20 protein-coding genes and 2 pseudogenes are annotated in these 19,754 nt (G+C 39.9%); 20 read left to right on the forward strand and 2 right to left on the reverse strand.

The window, feature by feature from the left end:
* Window positions 1-23 precede the first annotated feature (23 nt).
* The 12 genes and pseudogenes from dnaI (at window position 24) to F601_RS12480 (ending at window position 12,110) form a co-directional block, all read left to right on the forward strand.
* A complete protein-coding gene (gene dnaI, locus F601_RS0108215; RefSeq protein WP_018165198.1) occupies window positions 24-923 on the forward strand; it encodes a primosomal protein DnaI in 900 nt (299 codons plus the stop codon).
* A gap of 181 nt (window positions 924-1,104) precedes the next feature.
* A complete protein-coding gene (gene der / locus F601_RS0108220) occupies window positions 1,105-2,415 on the forward strand; it encodes a ribosome biogenesis GTPase Der (protein WP_018165199.1) in 1,311 nt (436 codons plus the stop codon).
* Window positions 2,416-2,517: 102 nt separating this feature from the next.
* The gene (locus F601_RS0108225) at window positions 2,518-3,732 is read left to right on the forward strand and encodes a pyridoxal phosphate-dependent aminotransferase (protein ID WP_018165200.1); all 1,215 of its coding nucleotides are present in this window, start codon (window positions 2,518-2,520) and stop codon (window positions 3,730-3,732) included.
* 284 nt (window positions 3,733-4,016) lie between these two features.
* Complete coding sequence (codY, locus tag F601_RS0108230; RefSeq protein WP_018165201.1) at window positions 4,017-4,802, forward strand: GTP-sensing pleiotropic transcriptional regulator CodY; 786 nt, start codon at window positions 4,017-4,019, stop codon at window positions 4,800-4,802.
* A 54-nt stretch (window positions 4,803-4,856) separates the two neighbouring features.
* On the forward strand, window positions 4,857-5,408 hold the full coding sequence (locus F601_RS0108235; protein WP_018165202.1) for a cysteine hydrolase family protein: 552 nt from the start codon (window positions 4,857-4,859) through the stop codon (window positions 5,406-5,408).
* Window positions 5,409-5,646: 238 nt separating this feature from the next.
* Window positions 5,647-6,087: a VOC family protein gene (locus tag F601_RS0108240; protein ID WP_018165203.1), complete on the forward strand. Its 441-nt coding sequence runs from the start codon at window positions 5,647-5,649 to the stop codon at window positions 6,085-6,087.
* 9 nt (window positions 6,088-6,096) lie between these two features.
* Window positions 6,097-6,465, forward strand: coding sequence for a VOC family protein (locus F601_RS0108245; RefSeq protein WP_018165204.1), 369 nt, complete (start codon window positions 6,097-6,099; stop codon window positions 6,463-6,465).
* Between the two features lie 338 nt (window positions 6,466-6,803).
* Window positions 6,804-7,106 carry an Asp-tRNA(Asn)/Glu-tRNA(Gln) amidotransferase subunit GatC gene (gene gatC, locus F601_RS0108250; RefSeq protein WP_018165205.1) on the forward strand — a complete coding sequence of 101 codons (303 nt, stop codon included), beginning with the start codon at window positions 6,804-6,806 and terminating at the stop codon, window positions 7,104-7,106.
* Window positions 7,106-8,572, forward strand: coding sequence for an Asp-tRNA(Asn)/Glu-tRNA(Gln) amidotransferase subunit GatA (gene gatA / locus F601_RS0108255; RefSeq protein WP_018165206.1), 1,467 nt, complete (start codon window positions 7,106-7,108; stop codon window positions 8,570-8,572). The genes gatC and gatA overlap by 1 nt, the downstream gene beginning before the upstream one ends.
* The gene (gene gatB, locus F601_RS0108260) at window positions 8,572-10,011 is read left to right on the forward strand and encodes an Asp-tRNA(Asn)/Glu-tRNA(Gln) amidotransferase subunit GatB (protein WP_018165207.1); all 1,440 of its coding nucleotides are present in this window, start codon (window positions 8,572-8,574) and stop codon (window positions 10,009-10,011) included. Before gatA ends, gatB begins: the two co-directional genes overlap by 1 nt.
* 397 nt (window positions 10,012-10,408) lie before the next feature.
* Entirely contained in the window at window positions 10,409-11,086 is a 678-nt protein-coding gene (locus tag F601_RS0108265; protein WP_018165208.1) for a phosphoribosylaminoimidazolesuccinocarboxamide synthase, read from the forward strand.
* A gap of 105 nt (window positions 11,087-11,191) precedes the next feature.
* Window positions 11,192-12,110 (forward strand): annotated as a pseudogene (locus F601_RS12480) (DMT family transporter).
* Between the two features lie 48 nt (window positions 12,111-12,158).
* Here F601_RS12480 and rnjA read toward each other — a convergent pair.
* Together rnjA and F601_RS0108280 are read right to left on the reverse strand one after the other, a co-directional pair.
* The gene (gene rnjA / locus F601_RS0108275) at window positions 12,159-13,838 is read right to left on the reverse strand and encodes a ribonuclease J1 (protein ID WP_018165209.1); all 1,680 of its coding nucleotides are present in this window, start codon (window positions 13,836-13,838) and stop codon (window positions 12,159-12,161) included.
* A 1-nt stretch (window position 13,839) separates the two neighbouring features.
* Window positions 13,840-14,070, reverse strand: coding sequence for a DNA-dependent RNA polymerase subunit epsilon (locus F601_RS0108280; protein ID WP_018165210.1), 231 nt, complete (start codon window positions 14,068-14,070; stop codon window positions 13,840-13,842).
* A 296-nt stretch (window positions 14,071-14,366) separates the two neighbouring features.
* Here F601_RS0108280 and tsaB point away from each other — a divergent pair, with 296 nt between their 5' ends.
* The 8 genes and pseudogenes from tsaB (at window position 14,367) to trhO (ending at window position 19,733) form a co-directional block, all read left to right on the forward strand.
* Complete coding sequence (gene tsaB, locus F601_RS0108285) at window positions 14,367-15,056, forward strand: tRNA (adenosine(37)-N6)-threonylcarbamoyltransferase complex dimerization subunit type 1 TsaB (protein ID WP_018165211.1); 690 nt, start codon at window positions 14,367-14,369, stop codon at window positions 15,054-15,056.
* Between the two features lies 1 nt (window position 15,057).
* Complete coding sequence (gene rimI, locus F601_RS0108290) at window positions 15,058-15,477, forward strand: ribosomal protein S18-alanine N-acetyltransferase (RefSeq protein ID WP_018165212.1); 420 nt, start codon at window positions 15,058-15,060, stop codon at window positions 15,475-15,477.
* 18 nt (window positions 15,478-15,495) lie between these two features.
* The gene (tsaD, locus tag F601_RS0108295) at window positions 15,496-16,509 is read left to right on the forward strand and encodes a tRNA (adenosine(37)-N6)-threonylcarbamoyltransferase complex transferase subunit TsaD (protein WP_018165213.1); all 1,014 of its coding nucleotides are present in this window, start codon (window positions 15,496-15,498) and stop codon (window positions 16,507-16,509) included.
* A gap of 86 nt (window positions 16,510-16,595) precedes the next feature.
* On the forward strand, window positions 16,596-17,291 hold the full coding sequence (locus F601_RS0108300; protein WP_018165214.1) for an AzlC family ABC transporter permease: 696 nt from the start codon (window positions 16,596-16,598) through the stop codon (window positions 17,289-17,291).
* Window positions 17,284-17,607: an AzlD domain-containing protein gene (locus F601_RS0108305; protein WP_018165215.1), complete on the forward strand. Its 324-nt coding sequence runs from the start codon at window positions 17,284-17,286 to the stop codon at window positions 17,605-17,607. The genes F601_RS0108300 and F601_RS0108305 overlap by 8 nt, the downstream gene beginning before the upstream one ends.
* 120 nt (window positions 17,608-17,727) lie before the next feature.
* Window positions 17,728-17,925, forward strand: a pseudogene (locus F601_RS13245) (hypothetical protein); the annotation flags it as partial.
* Between the two features lie 75 nt (window positions 17,926-18,000).
* Window positions 18,001-18,546 (forward strand): PadR family transcriptional regulator, encoded by a 546-nt coding sequence (locus tag F601_RS0108310; RefSeq protein ID WP_018165216.1) that lies wholly within the window; start codon window positions 18,001-18,003, stop codon window positions 18,544-18,546.
* A gap of 200 nt (window positions 18,547-18,746) precedes the next feature.
* Entirely contained in the window at window positions 18,747-19,733 is a 987-nt protein-coding gene (trhO, locus tag F601_RS0108315) for an oxygen-dependent tRNA uridine(34) hydroxylase TrhO (RefSeq protein WP_018165217.1), read from the forward strand.
* Window positions 19,734-19,754 lie beyond the last annotated feature (21 nt).

Consider the following 19,754-nt stretch of genomic DNA (forward strand, 5'->3'; position numbering starts at 1 on the left):
ATAATCATGTGAAAAGGAGTCGTATGGAAAAAATAGGAGATACACTGAGACGTCAAGGTGCAGACGCCCAAGCCAATGCCCAACGGCTCATTCAAGAGATTTTGGCTGATGAAGATATCTCAGCTTTCATTAAGCAACAAAAACTTAGTCCCGAAGAAATCAAACGTAGCGTCCCTAAGTTCAATCAATTTAGGAATGAGCGTCAAAAATTTCAAGAGTCTGATGCCGGTTATAGTGCTAAGGGATTTCAACCGGTTCTTGTTATGAATGAAGGATATGCGGATGTTGCCTATCTGGAAACACAGGAACATAAAGATGCAGTAGCACGTCAAGATGCCCGCAATCGAATAACACTGGTTGGGCTTCCAAGTCACTTAAGAGATATTTCAGAAAAAGATTTGGCTATGGATCCAAATCGCGTTGAGATTTATCGCTACTTACAGGCTTATATAAAAAATTTGGAAGAAAGTGGCCAAAAAGGACTTTACCTTTATGGTAATTTTGGTGTGGGTAAGAGCTATTTGATGGCATATCTGGCTAATCGATTGTCAGTTAAGTATGGTAAACAAACAACACTCTTACATTTTCCGACTTTCTCTGTAGATATTAAAAACGCCATTAACGATGGTACAGTTAGAGACCAAATTGAAACTATTAAAAAAGCGGAAATTCTTGTCTTGGATGATATTGGTGCAGAGCAACAAAGTTCTTGGGTTCGTGATGATGTTCTTCAAGTTATTTTACAATATCGCATGCAAGAAAATCTCCTGACTTTCTTTACTTCAAATTTTGATTTTAAGGGCTTGGAGAAGCACTTTGCTATGTCACGTTCTGGTGATGAATCGTGGCAGGCTAAACGTGTCATGGAACGTATTCGATATTTGGCTAAAGAAATGCATTTGCAGGGCGAAAATCGTCGTTGATTTTCTAGTACGGGATTAGATTAATTCTGATATAAGTTTACTTTTAAAGATTTATTATTATTTGTAAATAGCAGAGCTGCTCTGCTATTTATTAGTGAAAGGGTGTGAAAGACGTTTCTGTCTGCCCCTAGTTAATGTGAAAGGAATTCTCTCAGCTGAGGCTGGGAAAGGTATTTAAATTATGGCTTTACCTACAGTTGCTATTGTTGGACGTCCTAATGTTGGCAAGTCCACAATGTTTAACCGTATTGCGGGTGAGCGTATCTCAATCGTTGAAGACGTTGAGGGTGTAACGCGTGACCGTATCTACACAACTGCTGAATGGCTTAATCGCAAATTCAGTATTATCGATACAGGTGGTATCGACGACGTCGATGCACCATTTATGGAGCAAATCAAGCACCAAGCTGACATTGCGATGACTGAAGCTGATGTTATTGTTTTTGTAGTATCAGGGAAAGAAGGTGTAACAGATGCTGATGAATATGTTGCCCGTATCCTTTACAAAACGAATAAGCCAGTCATTTTAGCTGTCAATAAAGTAGATAACCCAGAGATGCGTAATGACATCTACGATTTCTATACGCTTGGCCTTGGTGATCCTTATCCAGTATCTTCAGTTCATGGTATCGGTACAGGTGATGTCCTTGATGCCATTGTTGAAAATCTTCCAGCTGAAATTGAGGATGAAAATCCAGATATTATCAAGTTTAGCTTGATTGGACGTCCAAATGTTGGTAAATCAAGTCTTATTAATGCTATGCTTGGTGAAGACCGTGTTATCGCAAGTCCCATTGCAGGAACAACACGTGATGCTATCGATACAAACTTTGTAGATAGCGAAGGTCAAGAATACACTATGATTGATACAGCTGGTATGCGTAAATCTGGTAAAGTTTATGAAAACACTGAGAAGTATTCAGTTATGCGTTCTATGCGTGCCATTGATCGTTCTGATGTTGTCTTGATGGTTATTAACGCTGAAGAAGGCATCCGTGAATACGATAAGCGTATTGCCGGCTTTGCTCATGAAGCTGGTAAAGGTATCATCATCGTTGTTAATAAATGGGACACTATTGAAAAAGACAACCATACTGTTGCGCAATGGGAAGCTGATATCCGAGACCAGTTCCAATTCTTGAGCTATGCACCAATTATCTTTGTTTCAGCAGAGACTAAGCAGCGTTTGCATAAGCTACCTGAACTTATTAAACGTATTAGCGAAAGCCAAAATCGCCGTATTTCATCATCTGTGCTCAATGAGGTTATTATGGATGCGATTGCTATCAATCCAACACCAACAGATAAAGGGAAACGACTTAAAATCTTCTATGCAACACAAGTTGCTGTTAAACCACCAACATTTGTTGTATTTGTTAATGAAGAAGAACTCATGCACTTCTCATATTTGCGCTTCTTGGAAAATCAAATTCGTGCAGCCTTTGGTTTTGAAGGGACACCAATTCATTTGATTGCTCGTAAACGTAAATAATCTAATTTACATTCAAGCCTCTTTGAGGCTTTCTTTTTTTATAAAATTGGTTTATAATTCTGTTTATGTAAAACAGCATTTGTTGAAATTGAGGTACAACCAATGAAAATATTTGATAAATCATCAAAGTTAGAACATGTTGCTTATGATATTCGTGGGCCTATTTTGGATGAAGCCAACCGAATGATGGCTAATGGCGAGAAGATTTTGCGTCTAAACACGGGGAATCCAGCAGCCTTTGGCTTTGAAGCTCCGGATGAAGTAATTCGTGATCTGATAATGAATGCTCGAAATAGCGAAGGTTATTCTGATAGCAAGGGAATCTTTTCGGCCCGTAAGGCAATTATGCAGTACTGTCAACTTAAAGGATTTCCTGAGGTGGATATTGAGGATATTTACATCGGTAATGGTGTCTCAGAAATGATTTCTATCTCACTGCAAGCACTTCTTGATGATGGCGATGAAGTACTTGTACCAATGCCTGACTATCCTCTTTGGACTGCTTGTGTTAGCTTGGCGGGTGGACGTGCGGTTCATTATCTTTGTGATGAAGAGGCAGGTTGGTTCCCAGATATTGATGATATCAAATCAAAGATTACATCTAATACTAAAGCTATAGTTGTTATTAATCCAAACAATCCAACGGGTGCCCTTTACCCAGATGAATTGCTAAAAGAAATTGTGGAAGTTGCACGTCAAAATGATTTAATCATTTTTGCGGATGAAATCTATGATCGCTTAGTCATGGATGGCAAAGAACATACTGCTATTGCAAGCTTGGCTCCGGATGTTTTCTGTGTATCAATGAATGGATTGTCAAAATCACACCGTATTTGTGGTTTCCGAGTGGGGTGGATGGTTCTAACTGGTCCTAAGAAAAATGTAAAAGGCTACATTGAAGGGCTTAATATGTTGGCAAATATGCGCCTGTGTTCAAATGTCCTTGCTCAACATGTTGTTCAAACCTCACTTGGAGGTTATCAATCGGTTGATGAACTCCTAAAACCAGGTGGACGTATCTATGAACAACGCAATTTTATCTATGATGCAGTCAACGAAATTCCAGGACTTTCTGCTGTTAAACCAACTGCAGGACTTTACCTCTTCCCTAAAATTGATAGAAACATGTATCAAATTGATGACGATGAAGAATTTTGCTTACAACTACTGAAGCAAGAGAAGGTTATGTTGGTTCCAGGTAAAGGGTTTAACTGGAAAGAACCTGATCACTTCAGAATTGTCTATCTACCACGAGTAGAAGAGTTGGCAGAAGTTCAAGAAAAATTGACTCGCGTTTTAAGACAATACCGACGTTAATAGAATAACCTTTCAGATATCCAGCATGTTCGCTTCACCTAGAGTTTATGACACTACAAATTTTGAAGTTTTGGATTTTTTGTCCAGCCTCTTTTAGTGAAATTGCCTTGAGAAATCTAGTCTTTTTCCCTGTTTTTTGTGACTATTAATCCCTTGCAGGGTAAGGGTGATGACGCTTCCAAAGAATTGTCAAAAAAAGAGGTAATTTTCTGATAATTATTTGCAAAAATTAGGCAGCTTTGTTATAATTGTAATGCAAACAATTTCAAAGGAAAAAGGAAAATATGCCTAATTTATTAAATAAAACACGTAAAATTACTTCTATCCTACAACGTTCAGTAGATAGTTTGGATACAGATTTACCATACAACACAATGGCAGCTCAACTTGCTGACATCATTGACTGTAATTCATGTATCATCAACGGTGGTGGAACATTGCTTGGTTATGCAATGAAATACAAAACTAATACTGACCGTGTTGAAGAGTTTTTTGATGCTAAGCAATTTCCAGAAAGCTATGTAAAAGATGCTAGTCGTGTTTATGATACAGAAGCTAACTTGTCAGTTGATAGTGATTTGACAATCTTCCCAGTTGAGTCAAAAGATATTTATCCAGATGGATTGACTACAATTGCTCCAATCTATGGTGGTGGGATGCGTCTTGGTTCACTTATTATTTGGCGAAATGACAAAGAATTCTCAGAAGATGATTTGATCTTGGTTGAAATTGCCAGCACAGTAGTTGGAATTCAATTGTTAAATCTTCAAACTGAAAATCTAGAAGAGACAATCCGTAAGCAAACAGCTGTTAATATGGCTATTAACACATTGTCATATTCAGAAATGAAAGCCGTTGCTGCAATCTTGAATGAATTAGACGGTAATGAAGGACGATTGACAGCTTCAGTCATTGCTGACCGCATCGGAATCACTCGCTCTGTTATTGTTAATGCACTTCGCAAATTGGAGTCAGCTGGTATTATTGAAAGTCGTTCTCTTGGTATGAAGGGAACTTACCTCAAGGTTATCAATGAAGGTATCTTTGATAAATTGAAAGATTACAAATAAGCAGAAGGGACTGGACCTTGTTCCAGTCTTTTTGGTATTTAGGAGAATTAGACTATGACAAAAGCACTTATTTCAATTGATTACACTTATGATTTTGTTGCGGATGATGGCAAGTTGACAGCTGGAAAAGCTGCGCAGGCCATTGAAGAGAAAATAGTAGAGGTGACCCAAGCTGCTTACAAACAGGGGGATTACATCTTTTTTGCTATTGATGGTCATGATGAAGGAGATAACTTCCATCCAGAAACTGCACTCTTCCCACCTCATAATATTAAAGGAACATCTGGCCGAGATCTTTATGGTAAGCTTGGTCAGGTTTATGAATCTATCAAAAATGACAGTCGTGTTTTTTGGATAGATAAGCGCCATTACTCAGCTTTCTCAGGAACAGACCTTGATATCAGGTTACGTGAACGTCGTGTAGATACAGTTGTCTTAACAGGTGTTCTGACTGACATTTGTGTCCTTCATACGGCAGTAGATGCTTATAATCTTGGTTATAAGATTGAAGTGGTAGCAGGAGCAGTTGCTTCTCTGACACCAGAAGCATATGACTTTGCTCTAAATCATTTTGAAAATGTTTTGGGCGCTAAAATTATTAAATAAAACTATTTTTTAACAGACTATGAGATTGAGGAAGGTTGTTTCTCAATCTTTTTTACGAATCGGTTAGCGACTGTCTATCAAATATAGCTTAGATTTTCTCTAATACTCAATGAAAATCAAAATTAGAGGAGGCTCAACAATCTATCATTTTGATTTTCTAAGAGTATAAGTTAAATCCTTTGCTTATTACTATCTAGTAAGATATAATGAAGCATATTTTAGAAAAAAGAGGATGCTCATGATTAAGGCACTAGAACTTTACTTGGTTACAGACAACAATGGTTTAGAGGCTGTTGATTTTTACAAAGATGTTTTTGATGCAGAAGTGACTGCATGCACAACATTTGGTCAGGCTATTCCTGATACGCCAGAAGAGAACAAAAATTTGCTCTTGAATGCTAGTTTGAATATTGGTGGCATCCGTATGCAATTATCTGACAATGGTCCAGATTATGACTATGTTCAAGGAACAAATATGACAGCTTGTATCCAAGTGGATTCAGTTGAAGAAGCGCAAGCCATTTACCAAAAATTAGCAATTGATGCCAAACGTATTGACTTGGAGCTTCAGGAAACACCTTGGAGTCCAGCTTATGGTAATTTAGTTGATAAATTTGGTATGTCATGGCAAATCAATGCTGACATTCCTGGTTTTGTGTCTGAAAAGGTTACATTTTAAGGAGAATTTATGTTTACTGAAACTATTGGAATTATGCTCTATGTGGATGATGTTTTAGCTGAAAAGGACTTTTGGTCTGCTATCGGTTTTACCATTCAAAATGAACAAGATATGATGGGCTTTCCTTCTTTTGAGATGAAGTCACACCCAGAAAGTAACACTGTCTTTACAGTCTATGCTAAGGATTTTATCAAGCAAGTATCCCCTGAAGTGCTTAATAATGTGCCAAGCGTGCTTTTTGAAAGTAATGACATTGAAGCCCTTCAAGCTAAGGTTGCTGCTGTGACAGATACTGCCAGCCTCCTTCAAGAACAACCCTTCCCTAACTTTAACTTTGCCTGTCCAAGCGGAATCTACTTTGCTGTAAAAGGTATTTAGTTTTTGGGAAATAGCAGAGCTAATACTCTTCGAAAAGCAAAATGATAGATCGTTAAGTCTTCTTGCCTACCATTAGGCATGTCTGCGTCGGCTTTCCTCCTCTAATTTTGATTTTCATTGAGTATAAGTCTGCTTATAAAGATGAAACATGTTGTCTGTTTTTCAGAAGCATGTTTTTTCATTTGGCTTCGTATTTTTCCTATCTTCATCTGGTGAAATAAAGCCGTCTTGTGATATAATATTAAAGACTATGTGCTGCTTTTGAAAATCAAAATAATACCAATAGACATTGAATGATTTGGTTTTCGTGGCCTATAAGATTTCTAAGGAGAGAATAAATGAAAATTTCTGAAGAAGAAGTTCGTCATGTGGCTAATTTGTCAAAATTAGCTTTTTCGGACCAAGAAACTGCAGAATTTGCAACAACTTTATCAAAAATTGTTGATATGGTTGAGTTGCTAAACGAAGTAGATACAACAGGTGTGCCAATCACAACAACCATGGCTGACCGCAAAACCGTTATACGCCCTGATGTGGCTGAAGAGGGTACTGACCGCGACCAGCTCTTTAAAAATGTCCCTCAATCAGAAAACTACTACATCAAGGTACCAGCAATTTTGGAAGACGGAGGAGATGCCTAATGTCATTTAATAACAAGACCATTGACCAGTTGCACGACCTTCTCGTCAATAAAGAAATTTCAGTTACCGAATTGACCAAGGCTACGCTTGAGGATGTCAAATCTCGCGAAGAAGCAGTAGGTTCTTTCATTACTATTTCGGAAGAAGCTGCGCTGGCTCAAGCGCGTGCCCTTGATGAAAAAGGTGTGGATGCTGACAATGTCATGTCTGGTATTCCTTTGGCTGTCAAAGACAACATTTCAACAAAAGGGATTTTAACAACAGCTGCCTCAAAAATGCTCTATAACTATGAGCCAATCTTTGATGCCACTGCAGTAGAAAATCTTTATGGAAAAGATATGATTGTTATCGGTAAGACCAACATGGATGAATTTGCCATGGGTGGTTCAACAGAGACATCATACTTCAAGAAAACCAAGAATGCTTGGGACCAAAACAAGGTTCCTGGTGGGTCATCAGGTGGCTCTGCAACGGCAGTAGCCTCAGGTCAGGTCCGTCTATCTCTTGGTTCTGATACTGGTGGTTCTATCCGCCAACCTGCTGCCTTCAACGGTGTTGTCGGCCTCAAACCAACCTACGGTACCGTATCACGTTTTGGTCTCATCGCCTTCGGTAGCTCGCTTGACCAAATCGGACCTTTCTCTCAAACGGTTAAGGAAAATGCTCAGCTGCTAAACGTGATTTCAGGAGCTGATAGCAAGGATTCAACCTCTGCACCAGTTCATGTGGATGACTTTACCAGCAAGATTGGCCAAGACATCAAAGGCATGAAGATTGCCTTGCCAAAAGAATACCTAGGTGAAGGAATCGACCCTGAAGTTAAAGAAACCATCATCAATGCGGCTAAGCACTTTGAAAAATTGGGTGCGACGATTGAAGAAGTTAGCCTGCCTCACAGCAAATACGGAGTAGCGGTTTACTACATCATCGCATCTTCTGAAGCCTCTTCAAACCTCCAACGTTTTGATGGTATCCGTTACGGCTACCGCACTGAAAACTTTAATAACCTTGATGATATCTACGTTAATACCCGTAGCGAAGGCTTTGGTGAAGAAGTTAAACGTCGTATCATGCTTGGAACTTTCAGTCTGTCATCAGGTTACTATGATGCCTACTTCAAGAAAGCAGGTCAAGTCCGTACCCTTATCATTCAAGATTTTGAGAAAGTCTTTGCTGACTACGACTTGATTCTAGGTCCAACTGCGCCAAGTGTTGCCTATGATTTGGATTCGCTTAACCATGACCCTGTTGCCATGTATTTGGCTGACCTCTTGACTATTCCGGTCAACTTGGCAGGTCTTCCAGGCATTTCAATTCCTGCCGGCTTTGCCCAAGGGCTACCAGTCGGTCTGCAATTGATTGGTCCTAAATACTCAGAAGAGACGATCTATCAAGCAGCGGCAGCTTTTGAAGCGACAACAGACTACCACAAACAACAACCACTTATCTTTGGAGGTGAAGCCTAATGAACTTTGAAACAATTATCGGGATTGAAGTCCACGTAGAGCTTAACACCAACTCTAAGATTTTCTCTCCATCGGCTGCTCATTTTGGTCAAGACCAGAATGCCAGCACTAATATCATTGACTGGTCTTTCCCGGGTGTTCTTCCTGTTATTAACAAGGGCGTTATCGATGCCGGTATCAAGGCTGCTCTTGCCCTTAACATGGATATCCACAAGAACATGCATTTTGACCGCAAGAACTATTTCTACCCTGATAATCCAAAGGCCTACCAAATTTCACAATTTGATGAACCGATTGGTTTTGATGGTTGGTTAGAGGCTAAGTTGGAAGACGGGTCAACTAAGAAAATCCGCATTGAGCGTGCCCACTTGGAAGAGGATGCTGGTAAAAATACCCACGGTACAGATGGTTATTCTTACGTTGACCTCAACCGCCAAGGGGTGCCCTTGATTGAGATTGTTTCTGAAGCTGACATGCGTTCACCAGAGGAAGCTTATGCCTACTTGACAGCCCTTAAAGAAATTATCCAGTACACTGGTATTTCAGACGTTAAGATGGAAGAAGGGTCAATGCGTGTTGATGCCAACATCTCTCTTCGTCCTTACGGTCAAGAGGAATTTGGTACTAAGACAGAGCTTAAAAACCTCAACTCCTTCTCAAATGTTCGTAAGGGTCTTGAGTACGAAGTAGAGCGTCAGGCTAAAATTCTTCGTTCTGGTGGTATCATCCGTCAGGAAACGCGTCGTTACGATGAGGCAAGCAAATCAACTATCCTTATGCGTGTTAAGGAAGGCGCTGCAGACTACCGTTACTTCCCAGAACCAGATCTGCCACTCTTTGAGATTGACGATGCTTGGATTGAGCAAGTTCGCACTGAATTGCCAGCCTTCCCAGCAGAGCGCCGTGCTCGCTATACTGCGGAGCTTGGTTTGTCAGACTACGATGCCAACCAATTGACGGCAACTAAGGCCCTTTCTGACTTCTTTGAAAAAGCCGTTGAGCTTGGCGGAGATGCTAAACAGGTTTCTAACTGGCTCCAAGGTGAAGTGGCTCAGTTCCTTAATTCTGAAAGCAAGACGATTGAAGATATCAGCTTGACTCCAGAAAACTTAGTGGAAATGATTGCCATCATCGAAGATGGAACCATTTCTTCTAAGATTGCCAAGAAAGTCTTTGTTCACTTGGCTAAAAACGGTGGTTCAGCTCGTGAATACGTTGAAAAGGCTGGTTTGGTTCAGATTTCTGACCCAGAAGTCCTCATTCCAATTATTCACCAAGTCTTTGCTAACAATGAAGCAGCAGTTGCTGACTTCAAGTCAGGTAAACGTAACGCTGACAAGGCCTTTACTGGATTCCTAATGAAAGCAACTAAAGGACAGGCTAACCCACAAGTAGCCCTTAAACTTTTGGCCCAAGAATTGCAAAAACTCTTGGATTAATAGCAGAGCGCTAAAAATAGAAATAATAATCAACAGTACTAGTACTTCTAGTGCTGTTTTTTCGCTGTATAGTGAGATTTTTTGATTGATAACTCTATTTATACTCAGGGAAAATCAAAATCAGACAAGGAAGAAACACCAAAACAGTACTTGGCTACAACTAGTCAAAACTAACATCTATCATTTTGATTTCAAAAAAGTATTATATGAGCCCTGCTTCCTTTGGTGTAAAAAACGGAATGATAGTCCGTAAAAATAAAAAAATATACGTATTTTGTAATAAAAACACTAAAAATAATTGAAAATTAGCAAAAAAAGTATATAATAAAAGAATGTTATGAGTTCGACAGGGAATTCTGTAACTAATAAACTGACTTTAATCCGCAGGAGGGATAGCATGAACAAAATTTACACTGGTAAAACAAAAGACGTTTTTGAGCTTGATGACAAGACTGTTCTCTTACACTTTAAAGATGATGTAACAGGAAAAGATGGCGTTTTTGATCCAGGTGAAAACCAAGTTGGTCTTCAAATCGAAGGTGCTGGACGTGCAGCACTTGCCATGACTAAATTTTTTTATGAAAAATTAAATGACCTTGGTCTTAACACACACTTTGTTTCAGCTGATCTTGATAAAAATGAAGCAGTTGTGAAGAAAGCAACTGTATTTGGAAAAGGCGCTGAAGTTATTGTTCGCTATCGTGCTGTAGGTTCATTTATCCGTCGTTATGGTGATTATATTGAGTCTGGTACAGAAATTCCAACATATGTTGAAGTAACACTTAAAGACGATGCCAAAGGTGATCCGCTTATTACAAAAGATGCCCTTGCTATTCTTAACATCATGAGCCCTGAGACTTACGAAGAATTGGCAGACCTTGCTAAGAAAATCGGTGATGTTGTTAAGGATGAATTGGCTAAGAAAGATTTGGATCTTTACGATATCAAATTTGAATTTGGATTAATCGACGGTAAAGTTGCTCTTATCGATGAGATTTCAGGTGGTAACATGCGTGCCTATAAGGGTGATGAATATATCCTGCCTCTAGAACTTGAAAAAATTCTTTTGGGATAATAAAGTATCGGCTGAACATAGTTTTAGCCGTTTTTTTCTTACTCAAATTATGTTAGAATAGGAAAGCGCTGCTGAGCGATGAAAGAATAGAGGAGTAAGGAAAGTATGTCCAAAACGACTAAAGGTAGTTTAATGGTGATTATTGCTGGATCGGCCTGGGGAATATCGGGAGTAAGTGGTCAGTATTTAATGGCAAATGGAGTTCATGTCAATTTATTGACCAGCTTAAGATTACTGATATCGGGTATTCTGATACTGAGTATTGTTGCTACACAGCAGACTCAGCAATTAAAGAAAGCTTGGAACGACAAATCTTTTTTATGGGGGACACTTATTTTTAGTCTGTGTGGTCTAGTTATGAACCAATTTGCTTACTTACAGGCGATAGGACAATACAAACGCTGGAACTGCAACAGTGCTTCAATATGTAACACCAGTTCTTATATTGGCTTTTGTGAGTTTGAAAAATCGCACAGCACCGACTCTGATTGAATTGCTGTCTATATTTATGGCCATCGCAGGAACGTTCATTATCGCAACTCATGGCCAGTTTGGGAATTTAGCCATCACTCCTATCGGGCTTTTTTGGGGACTTTTTTCAGCAGTAACCTATGCTGCCTATATTATAATCCCAGTCAAACTGATTCAGAAGTGGGGGAGTTTGTTAGTTATTGGAACAGCTATGTTAATGGGAGGCTCAATTTTTTCTATAGCTACACAAGCTTGGAAATATGATGCTGCTTTTACAGTTGGACATAATGGGCTAGCGTATTTTAGAATCATTGTTATTGGTACTCTATTTGCCTATACTGTATTCCTAAAAGGAACAAGTATTGTTGGACCTGTTAAAGGTAGCTTGTTAGCATCAGTTGAACCTGTCGCCTCTGTCCTATTAACAGTTTTAGTAATGAATGACATTTTTTATCCGATTGATTTCCTAGGAATGTTATTGATTATAGCAGCAGTGCTTTTAATATCAATTAAAGACTTAATTTCAGTTAATAGAGAAATGCTTGCAAAATAAAAGAAGCCTTGTCACACAAAATTTGTGACAAGGCTTTTAAAGTCAAATTTATTTATCAGGTGTTAGAATCATTGGGATAATGATTGGTTCACGTTCAGTCTTTTCAAAGAGGAATGGACGAAGTGCGTTAACAATAGCACCATTTACTGTTTGAATGCTAGCATCTTTATTTTTCAATGCGATTCGGATGGCATTGAAAAGGACACGTTGACTTTCGCGAATCAAATCACCAGACTCACGCATATAGATGAATCCACGGCTGAGAATATCAGGACCAGCTAGAATCATTTGTGACTCGAAATCAACGGTAGCTACAGCCAATACAACACCATCCTCAGATAGATCTCGACGGTCGCGTAAAACAGCTGCGCCAATATCACCGATTCTATTACCGTCAACATAAACATCCTGTGCGTTAAAGTGACCAGCTAGACGAGCTGAATTAGCTGTCAAAGCTAGAACATCACCATTTTCCATGATAAAAATGTTATCTTTAGGGACACCAGTATCGACTGCTAAACCAGCATGGACTTTTTGCATACGGTATTCCCCGTGAACAGGCATAAAGTATTTTGGTTTCATGAGGCGGAGCATAAGTTTTTGTTCTTGTTGTCCACCGTGACCAGATGTGTGGATGTTGTTGACTTTACCATGGATAACTTCAACACCAGCTTCTTGGATAGTGTTGATGAGCTTATTAACACTTGTTGTGTTTCCAGGGATTGGACTTGATGAGAAGATAACAGTATCACCAGGTTGAAGTGTAACTTGACGGTGAGTGCCGTTAGCAATACGAGCAAGCGCAGCCATTGATTCACCTTGAGATCCTGTACACATGATGAGAACTTCACTGGCGTGATAATTTTTTAACTCACTAGCATCAATGAATGTTCCTTTTGGAACTTTGATATAACCAAGTTCAACACCGTTTACGATGGCTTTCTCCATAGAGCGACCAAAGACTACAATTTTACGCCCAGTTTTAACGGCAGCTTCAGCTGCTTGTTGGAGACGGAAAATATTAGAGGCAAAAGACGCAAAAATAATACGTCCATGAATACCTTCAATGATTTTCATGATAGACTGACCAACAACTTTTTCAGAGTTAGTAAATGTAGGAACTGTTGCGTTGGTTGAATCTGAAAGAAGACAGAGAACGCCTTCCTCACCAAGTGCTGCCATACGGTGCAAATCTGCTGGTTCACCAACTGGGGTAAAGTCAAATTTAAAGTCACCGGTACAGACCACATTTCCTTGTGGTGTATGGATAACAATACCAAGTGGTTCTGGAATTGAGTGAGTTGTACGGAAGAAAGTAACACTGAGATTTTTAAAAGTCAATTCAGTGTTAGCATTGATTTCATACAATTTTGCTTCTCGTAAGAGTCCGTGTTCCTCTAGCTTACCTTTGATAAGTGCAAGAGCGAGGGGGCCAGCATAGATTGGTATATTAGCTTGTTTTAGAAGGAATGGGATACCGCCGATATGGTCTTCGTGCCCGTGAGTAATAACGAGCGCTTTTACACGGTCAATATTTTCGACAATGTAAGAATAGTCTGGGATAACATAGTCGATACCGAGTAGGTCATCTTCGGGGAATTTAATACCAGCATCGACGATGATAATTTCGTCTTGGTATTCAATTCCATAAGTGTTTTTTCCGATTTCACCGAGACCACCAATCGCATAAACCCCAACTTCTTCGGGTTTTAAATTGATTTGTGACATATTACAACTCCGTTAGGCTAAAGACACCTGATTCTTTTTCATATTCAAGGTGTTTATCAGAAAGCAATTCGATAAACTCAATGTTGTAAGGTGTTTTTTCTTCAACAAGTTTACGTGCTTTGATACGACCCTCGAGTTCGTTGTTTGCTTCAATTTCAAGATAGAGTGCTTTAGTCTGTTCACGACGTGGGCTGCGATCTTTTCTTTCTTGGTAAAAAACTTTATAAATCATAATATTCCTTTCTTGATAACAGGTTAAATCTTAATAACAAAAAGCCTGCTGAATGGTAAAAGACTACCATCAGCTCTCTTTTATGAAATTATACGAGTAATAGATTTAACCTTGATTCGTTACAATTATTACAATTATACCATATCGTCACGTTTTCGTCTAACCTTAGATAGCTAAAGATCTGTAGAGAAAAACCTTGTAAAGTCACTAGCACAATGCTTGCAGAGCCTAGAGTAGAGAGGTCTTATTTTTTATGATATAATTGGAAAAGAAAATTCAAGTCAGAAGGAAATTAAATGAAAGTATTAGCTTTTGATACATCAAATAAGGCCATGTCTGTTGCACTGCTAGAAGATGGACAACTCCTTGCAGATCTTACTCTTAACATAAAAAAGAATCATAGTATCAGCCTGATGCCTACAATTGATTTTTTGGTGACATCAGTGAATTGGAAGCCTGCAGATTTAGACAGAATTGTTGTCGCACAAGGACCGGGCTCTTACACTGGACTCCGAGTAGCTGTGGCTACTGCAAAAACCTTGGCCTACACACTAAATATCGAGCTTGTTGGTGTTTCAAGCCTGTTTGCTCTTGCTGCGCCCGTCACAAATGATAGTTTAGTGGTGCCATTGATAGACGCCCGTCGTAACAACGTTTATGCTGGTTTTTATGAAAATGGCAGAGCTGTCAAAGCAGATGCCCATATGGCTTTTGAGTTAGTTCTGGAAAGCTTATCGAGTGTTGAAAATGTGACCTTTGTCGGTGAAGTAGTCAACTTCCGAAGCCAAATTGAAGAAGTAATGCCATCTGCGGCTATTCAAGAGACTTTGCCATCGGCCTATGAAATTGGGAAACTTGGTCAGACTTTTGAACCTGTAGATGTTGATACCTTTGTTCCAAATTATCTCAAGCGAGTTGAAGCTGAAGAAAATTGGCTCAAGAGTCACGATGAGAACAGTCTGGCTGACTATGTGAAGCGAGTTTAAGATGAGGACGGTAGAAGAAAAGGTTTCTGCTGTTTATGACATCTTATCAGATGTTTACAATAAGTCGCCTTGGTCTGAAGAACAGATTTTGGCAGATATGCAGCAGGACAACGTCGATTATTTTTTCTTAGAAGATGAGAAGGAGCTTATCGGTTTTTTGTCCGTTCAGCACTTGGTTGGAGAAGTGGAAATAACTAACATTGCGGTGAGAAAATCTTATCAGGGACAGGGGCTAGGAGCACAGCTGATGGCTTCCTTGGATGATATGGATTTCCCCATTTTTCTTGAGGTGAGGGAGTCAAACAAGTCTGCGCAAGCTTTGTACCAAAAATTCGGCTTTGAACTTGTCGGCAAACGTAAACGTTACTACCATGAACCGGTTGAAGATGCTATAATCATGAAGCGCGAGCCCAGAGATTGAGGTATTTAGAGGAGACAGATGAGAGATAGATATATTTTGGCGGTGGAGTCTTCTTGTGATGAGACCAGCGTCGCTATTTTGAAGAATGAGAATGAACTGCTGGCTAATGTCATTGCCAGTCAAGTGGAGAGCCACAAGCGTTTTGGCGGGGTTGTGCCTGAGGTGGCCAGCCGCCACCATGTGGAAGTGGTCACTACTTGTTTTGAAGATGCTCTGCTTGAAGCTGGTATCACTGCAGATGACTTGGATGCCGTAGCAGTGACTTACGGGCCAGGTTTGGTTGGGGCTTTACTGGTGGGAATGGCTGCCGCTAAGGCCTTTGCATGGGCACACCAGTTGCCTTTGATTCCTGTTAATCACATGGCAGGTCACCTCATGGCTGCGCGTCAGGTCAAGGAGTTGCAATACCCTCTTATGGCCTTGTTGGTCAGCGGTGGGCATACTGAATTGGTTTATGTGTCTGAGCCAGGGGACTATAAGATTATTGGTGAAACACGAGACGATGCCGTAGGTGAAGCCTACGATAAGGTTGGCCGTGTTATGGGCTTGACCTATCCAGCAGGTCGTGAAATTGATGAGCTGGCCCATAAAGGGAAAGATGTTCATAACTTCCCTCGTGCCATGATTAAGGAAGATAATTTAGAATTTTCTTTTTCTGGGCTGAAGTCAGCCTTTATCAATTTGCACCATAATGCTGCACAAAAGGGTGAAGAACTGGGCAAAGAAGATTTGTCAGCGTCATTTCAGGCAGCTGTGCTAGATATTCTTATGGCTAAGACGCAGAAAGCATTAGCAAAATATCCTGTTGAAATGCTGGTTGTTGCCGGCGGTGTTGCAGCTAATCAAGGCTTGAGAGAACGCTTAGCTGATGACATCACAGATGCTGAAGTAGTCATTCCGCCTTTGCGTCTTTGTGGTGACAATGCTGGTATGATTGCCCTAGCAGCAGCCATCGAATATGATAAGGGTAACTTTGCTGGCCTAGATTTGAATGCCAAACCAAGTCTAGCCTTTGATGAGATGGCAGACTAGTTTTGATTACTAAAGAGAATCTCTTGTTTGGGAGATTCTTTTTGTGATATAATACAGGAATATTCTGAAAATTTAGAGGTAATATGATGAAAGAGAAAGGATTTTGGGATGGAGCAAGAGCTGCGACGCCGACGGTTTTTGGTTATTTGTCGATCGGCCTTGCCTTTGGAATTGTAGCTGCCAAAGCTGGTGTGTCACCACTTGAAACAGCTCTCATGAGTATCATGGTCTATTCTGGTTCAGGCCAGTTTGCCTTGGCTGCTTTGATTTTATCTAAAGCCCCCTTAGCTTCAATTGCCATGACTGTCTTTCTTATCAACCTTCGTCATTTTTTGATGAATCTGCACACATCTACTGTCTTTCCAACAGCCAGTCTCGGTCAGCAAGTCTTGATTGGAACCTTTATGACGGACGAAAGTTACGGTGTCATGCTTGGTGAAAATCTTCAAAACAAAAATATTTTACCCAAATGGATGTATGGCAATAACTTCGCTGGTTATCTGACTTGGATAACAGCTACAGTGCTTGGCTGTGTCCTTGGTGGGCTCATTCCTAATCCAGATGCCTTTGGTATTGATTTTGCATTGATTGCTATGTTCGTAGCCATCTTTGCCAGTCAGCTGGAAGGGATGGTGAGGACTGTCAAGCTGCCTAAGATTGCTTGGATTTTGGGTGCGGTCTTGCTTTCCTATTTGGTTCTTGCGATTTTTATTTCAGGTTCCTTGGCTGTTTTGATGGCAACACTGATTGGATGTACTGTGGGGGTGATGATAGATGATTGATACTTATATTTTAGCTGCCATAATTGTTTCAGCCTTAGTCACTTGGATTCCGCGTATCTTTCCTTATATCCTAGTGCGCTTTGCCAAACTACCAGACAAGGTTGTGCAATTTCTTGGCTACCTGCCCATTACCATCATCTTTGCTCTGATTCTATCTAGCATCTTTACAGTAGAGGTTGGCAGTCTTCCTCGCCTTAATTGGCTGGAGACCATCGCTGTGCTACCGACCTTCCTAGTCATCAGCAAGAGCAAGAATGTCATGCTGGCTGTTGTGACAGGCATCATTTGCATTGCTTTTTTACGGTTGGTCTTTTAAGGAAAATAGCAGAGCTGGTTGATGTTTTTATATTGATAGTACCAATCTTGTAGGCTTAAATAGAGCAGCGCTTGTCTTTACCAAGCAAAATCGTCCCAAGCATTTCAAGACGCTGGTTAAACAGTTCAGCAATTCATCATTGTGGAAAACGCTCAATTGGATAAATTAGCTGAGAACCTTGTTTACAGTTTCTGGGAGAAGTATGATGACACTCACACGATTATCCGACTTGCCACAAGCTGCTCAAGATATGGAACTTTTAAGAGAAATCCTATAATTAATGATGCTTTTTATGTAAAAATCGCGAAATTTGTATAAATATACTTATGTCAAGACACATATTCGTGGTATAATGTATTGGTATAGTCAATAAAAAAGGAGTCGTCTAATTTCATGCCTCAGCAACGTATTCTTCCTTATATTATTTTAGGTATTCTTAGCGGTCAGAAACAAATGAACGGAATCCAAATCACTAATGTTTTTAAAACAGAAATCGGTGAATTTTGGCGTTCATCTCACAGTCAAATTTACCCTGAATTAAAACGTATGCTTGACGATAATTGGGTTAAAGTTGTTCCCACTGAGGAAAATGATAAAGAAATCTATTATCAAATGACAGGAGATGGGCAGAACGTTTTGGATGAGTGGCTTGTGGAATCAAATACCATCCCACTTCCATCTAAGGATCTATTTGCCTTGAAAATGTATTTTATTCAGGATAAAAATGATCCGCGTATTATACAGTTGCTTGAGGAACAGCGAGAGCTTGTTAAAGATAATATCTTGCATTTGGAAGAAAGAAATCGACTGCTCTTTTCTAAAGAAGAGACTGTTAATAGCAACTATGGGCATTTTCTTATTCTTGATAGAGCCATTAAACGTCAAAAAGGTTTTTTGAGATGGCTGAATAAACAAATCAAGCAGTATAAGGATGCCTAACTGTGGGCCATAGGTAGACATTTTAAGACATATATCAAAGACTCACTGGACATTTGCGACTAGGGAGTCTTTTTTGATGAATCTTTTAAAACATTAAGTTTTTTCTCGGTTCAGATTTTTGCTTTCTGTCCACATCATCGGGTATACTCATAGAATGGGCGTGCCCATAAAAATCTCTTGTAAAGATTTAAGGAGAAAAAATGTCTAAAGATATTCGAGTTTTACTCTATTATAAATATGTTCCCATTGAAAATGCGGAAGAATATGCTAAAATCCATCTGGATTTTTGTAAATCAATTGGTCTGAAAGGTCGCATTCTTATTGCGGATGAAGGGATCAACGGTACGGTTTCAGGTGACTTTGAGACGACTCAAAAGTACATGGACTGGGTGCATAGTGATGAGCGCTTTGCTGATCTCTGGTTCAAATTTGATGAGGAACCGCGCGATGCTTTCAAGAAAATGTTTGTGCGTTACAAGAAAGAAATTGTCCATCTTGGTTTAGAAGATGATGATTTTGATTCGGACATCAATCCGCTTGAAACAACTGGAGAGTACCTCAATCCTCAACAATTTAAAGAAGCTCTGCTTGACGACGATACAGTTGTTCTTGATACTCGTAATGACTACGAGTATGACCTTGGACATTTCCGCGGAGCTATTCGCCCAGATATCCGTAACTTCCGTGAGTTGCCGCAATGGGTGCGTGATAACAAAGAAAAATTCATGGAGAAGCGCGTGGTGGTTTATTGTACCGGTGGCGTTCGCTGTGAGAAATTTTCTGGTTGGATGGTTCGTGAAGGTTTCAAGGATGTTGGCCAACTTCACGGTGGTATCGTCACTTATGGAAAAGATCCTGAAGTTATGGGAGAGCTTTGGGACGGTGCTATGTATGTTTTTGATGAGCGGATCTCAGTGCCAGTCAACCGTGTCAATCCAACAGTGATTTCACACGATCATATCACAGGTGAACCTTGTGAGCGATATGTTAACTGTGCTAATCCTTACTGTAATAAGCGTATCTTCATGTCAGAAGAGACAGAGGCTAAGTATGTGCGTGGCTGTTCAGCAGAATGTCGTGCTAATGAACGCAATCGTTATGTTTCTGAAAATGGGCTTAGCCGTCAAGAATGGGCAGAGCGATTAGAAGTAATCGGAGAGTCACTTGCAGAGTTAACAGGTGCCTAAAAGAAGTCAGGTTAGCTGAGC

This window comes from Streptococcus henryi DSM 19005 (assembly GCF_000376985.1).
Taxonomy (GTDB): domain Bacteria; phylum Bacillota; class Bacilli; order Lactobacillales; family Streptococcaceae; genus Streptococcus; species Streptococcus henryi.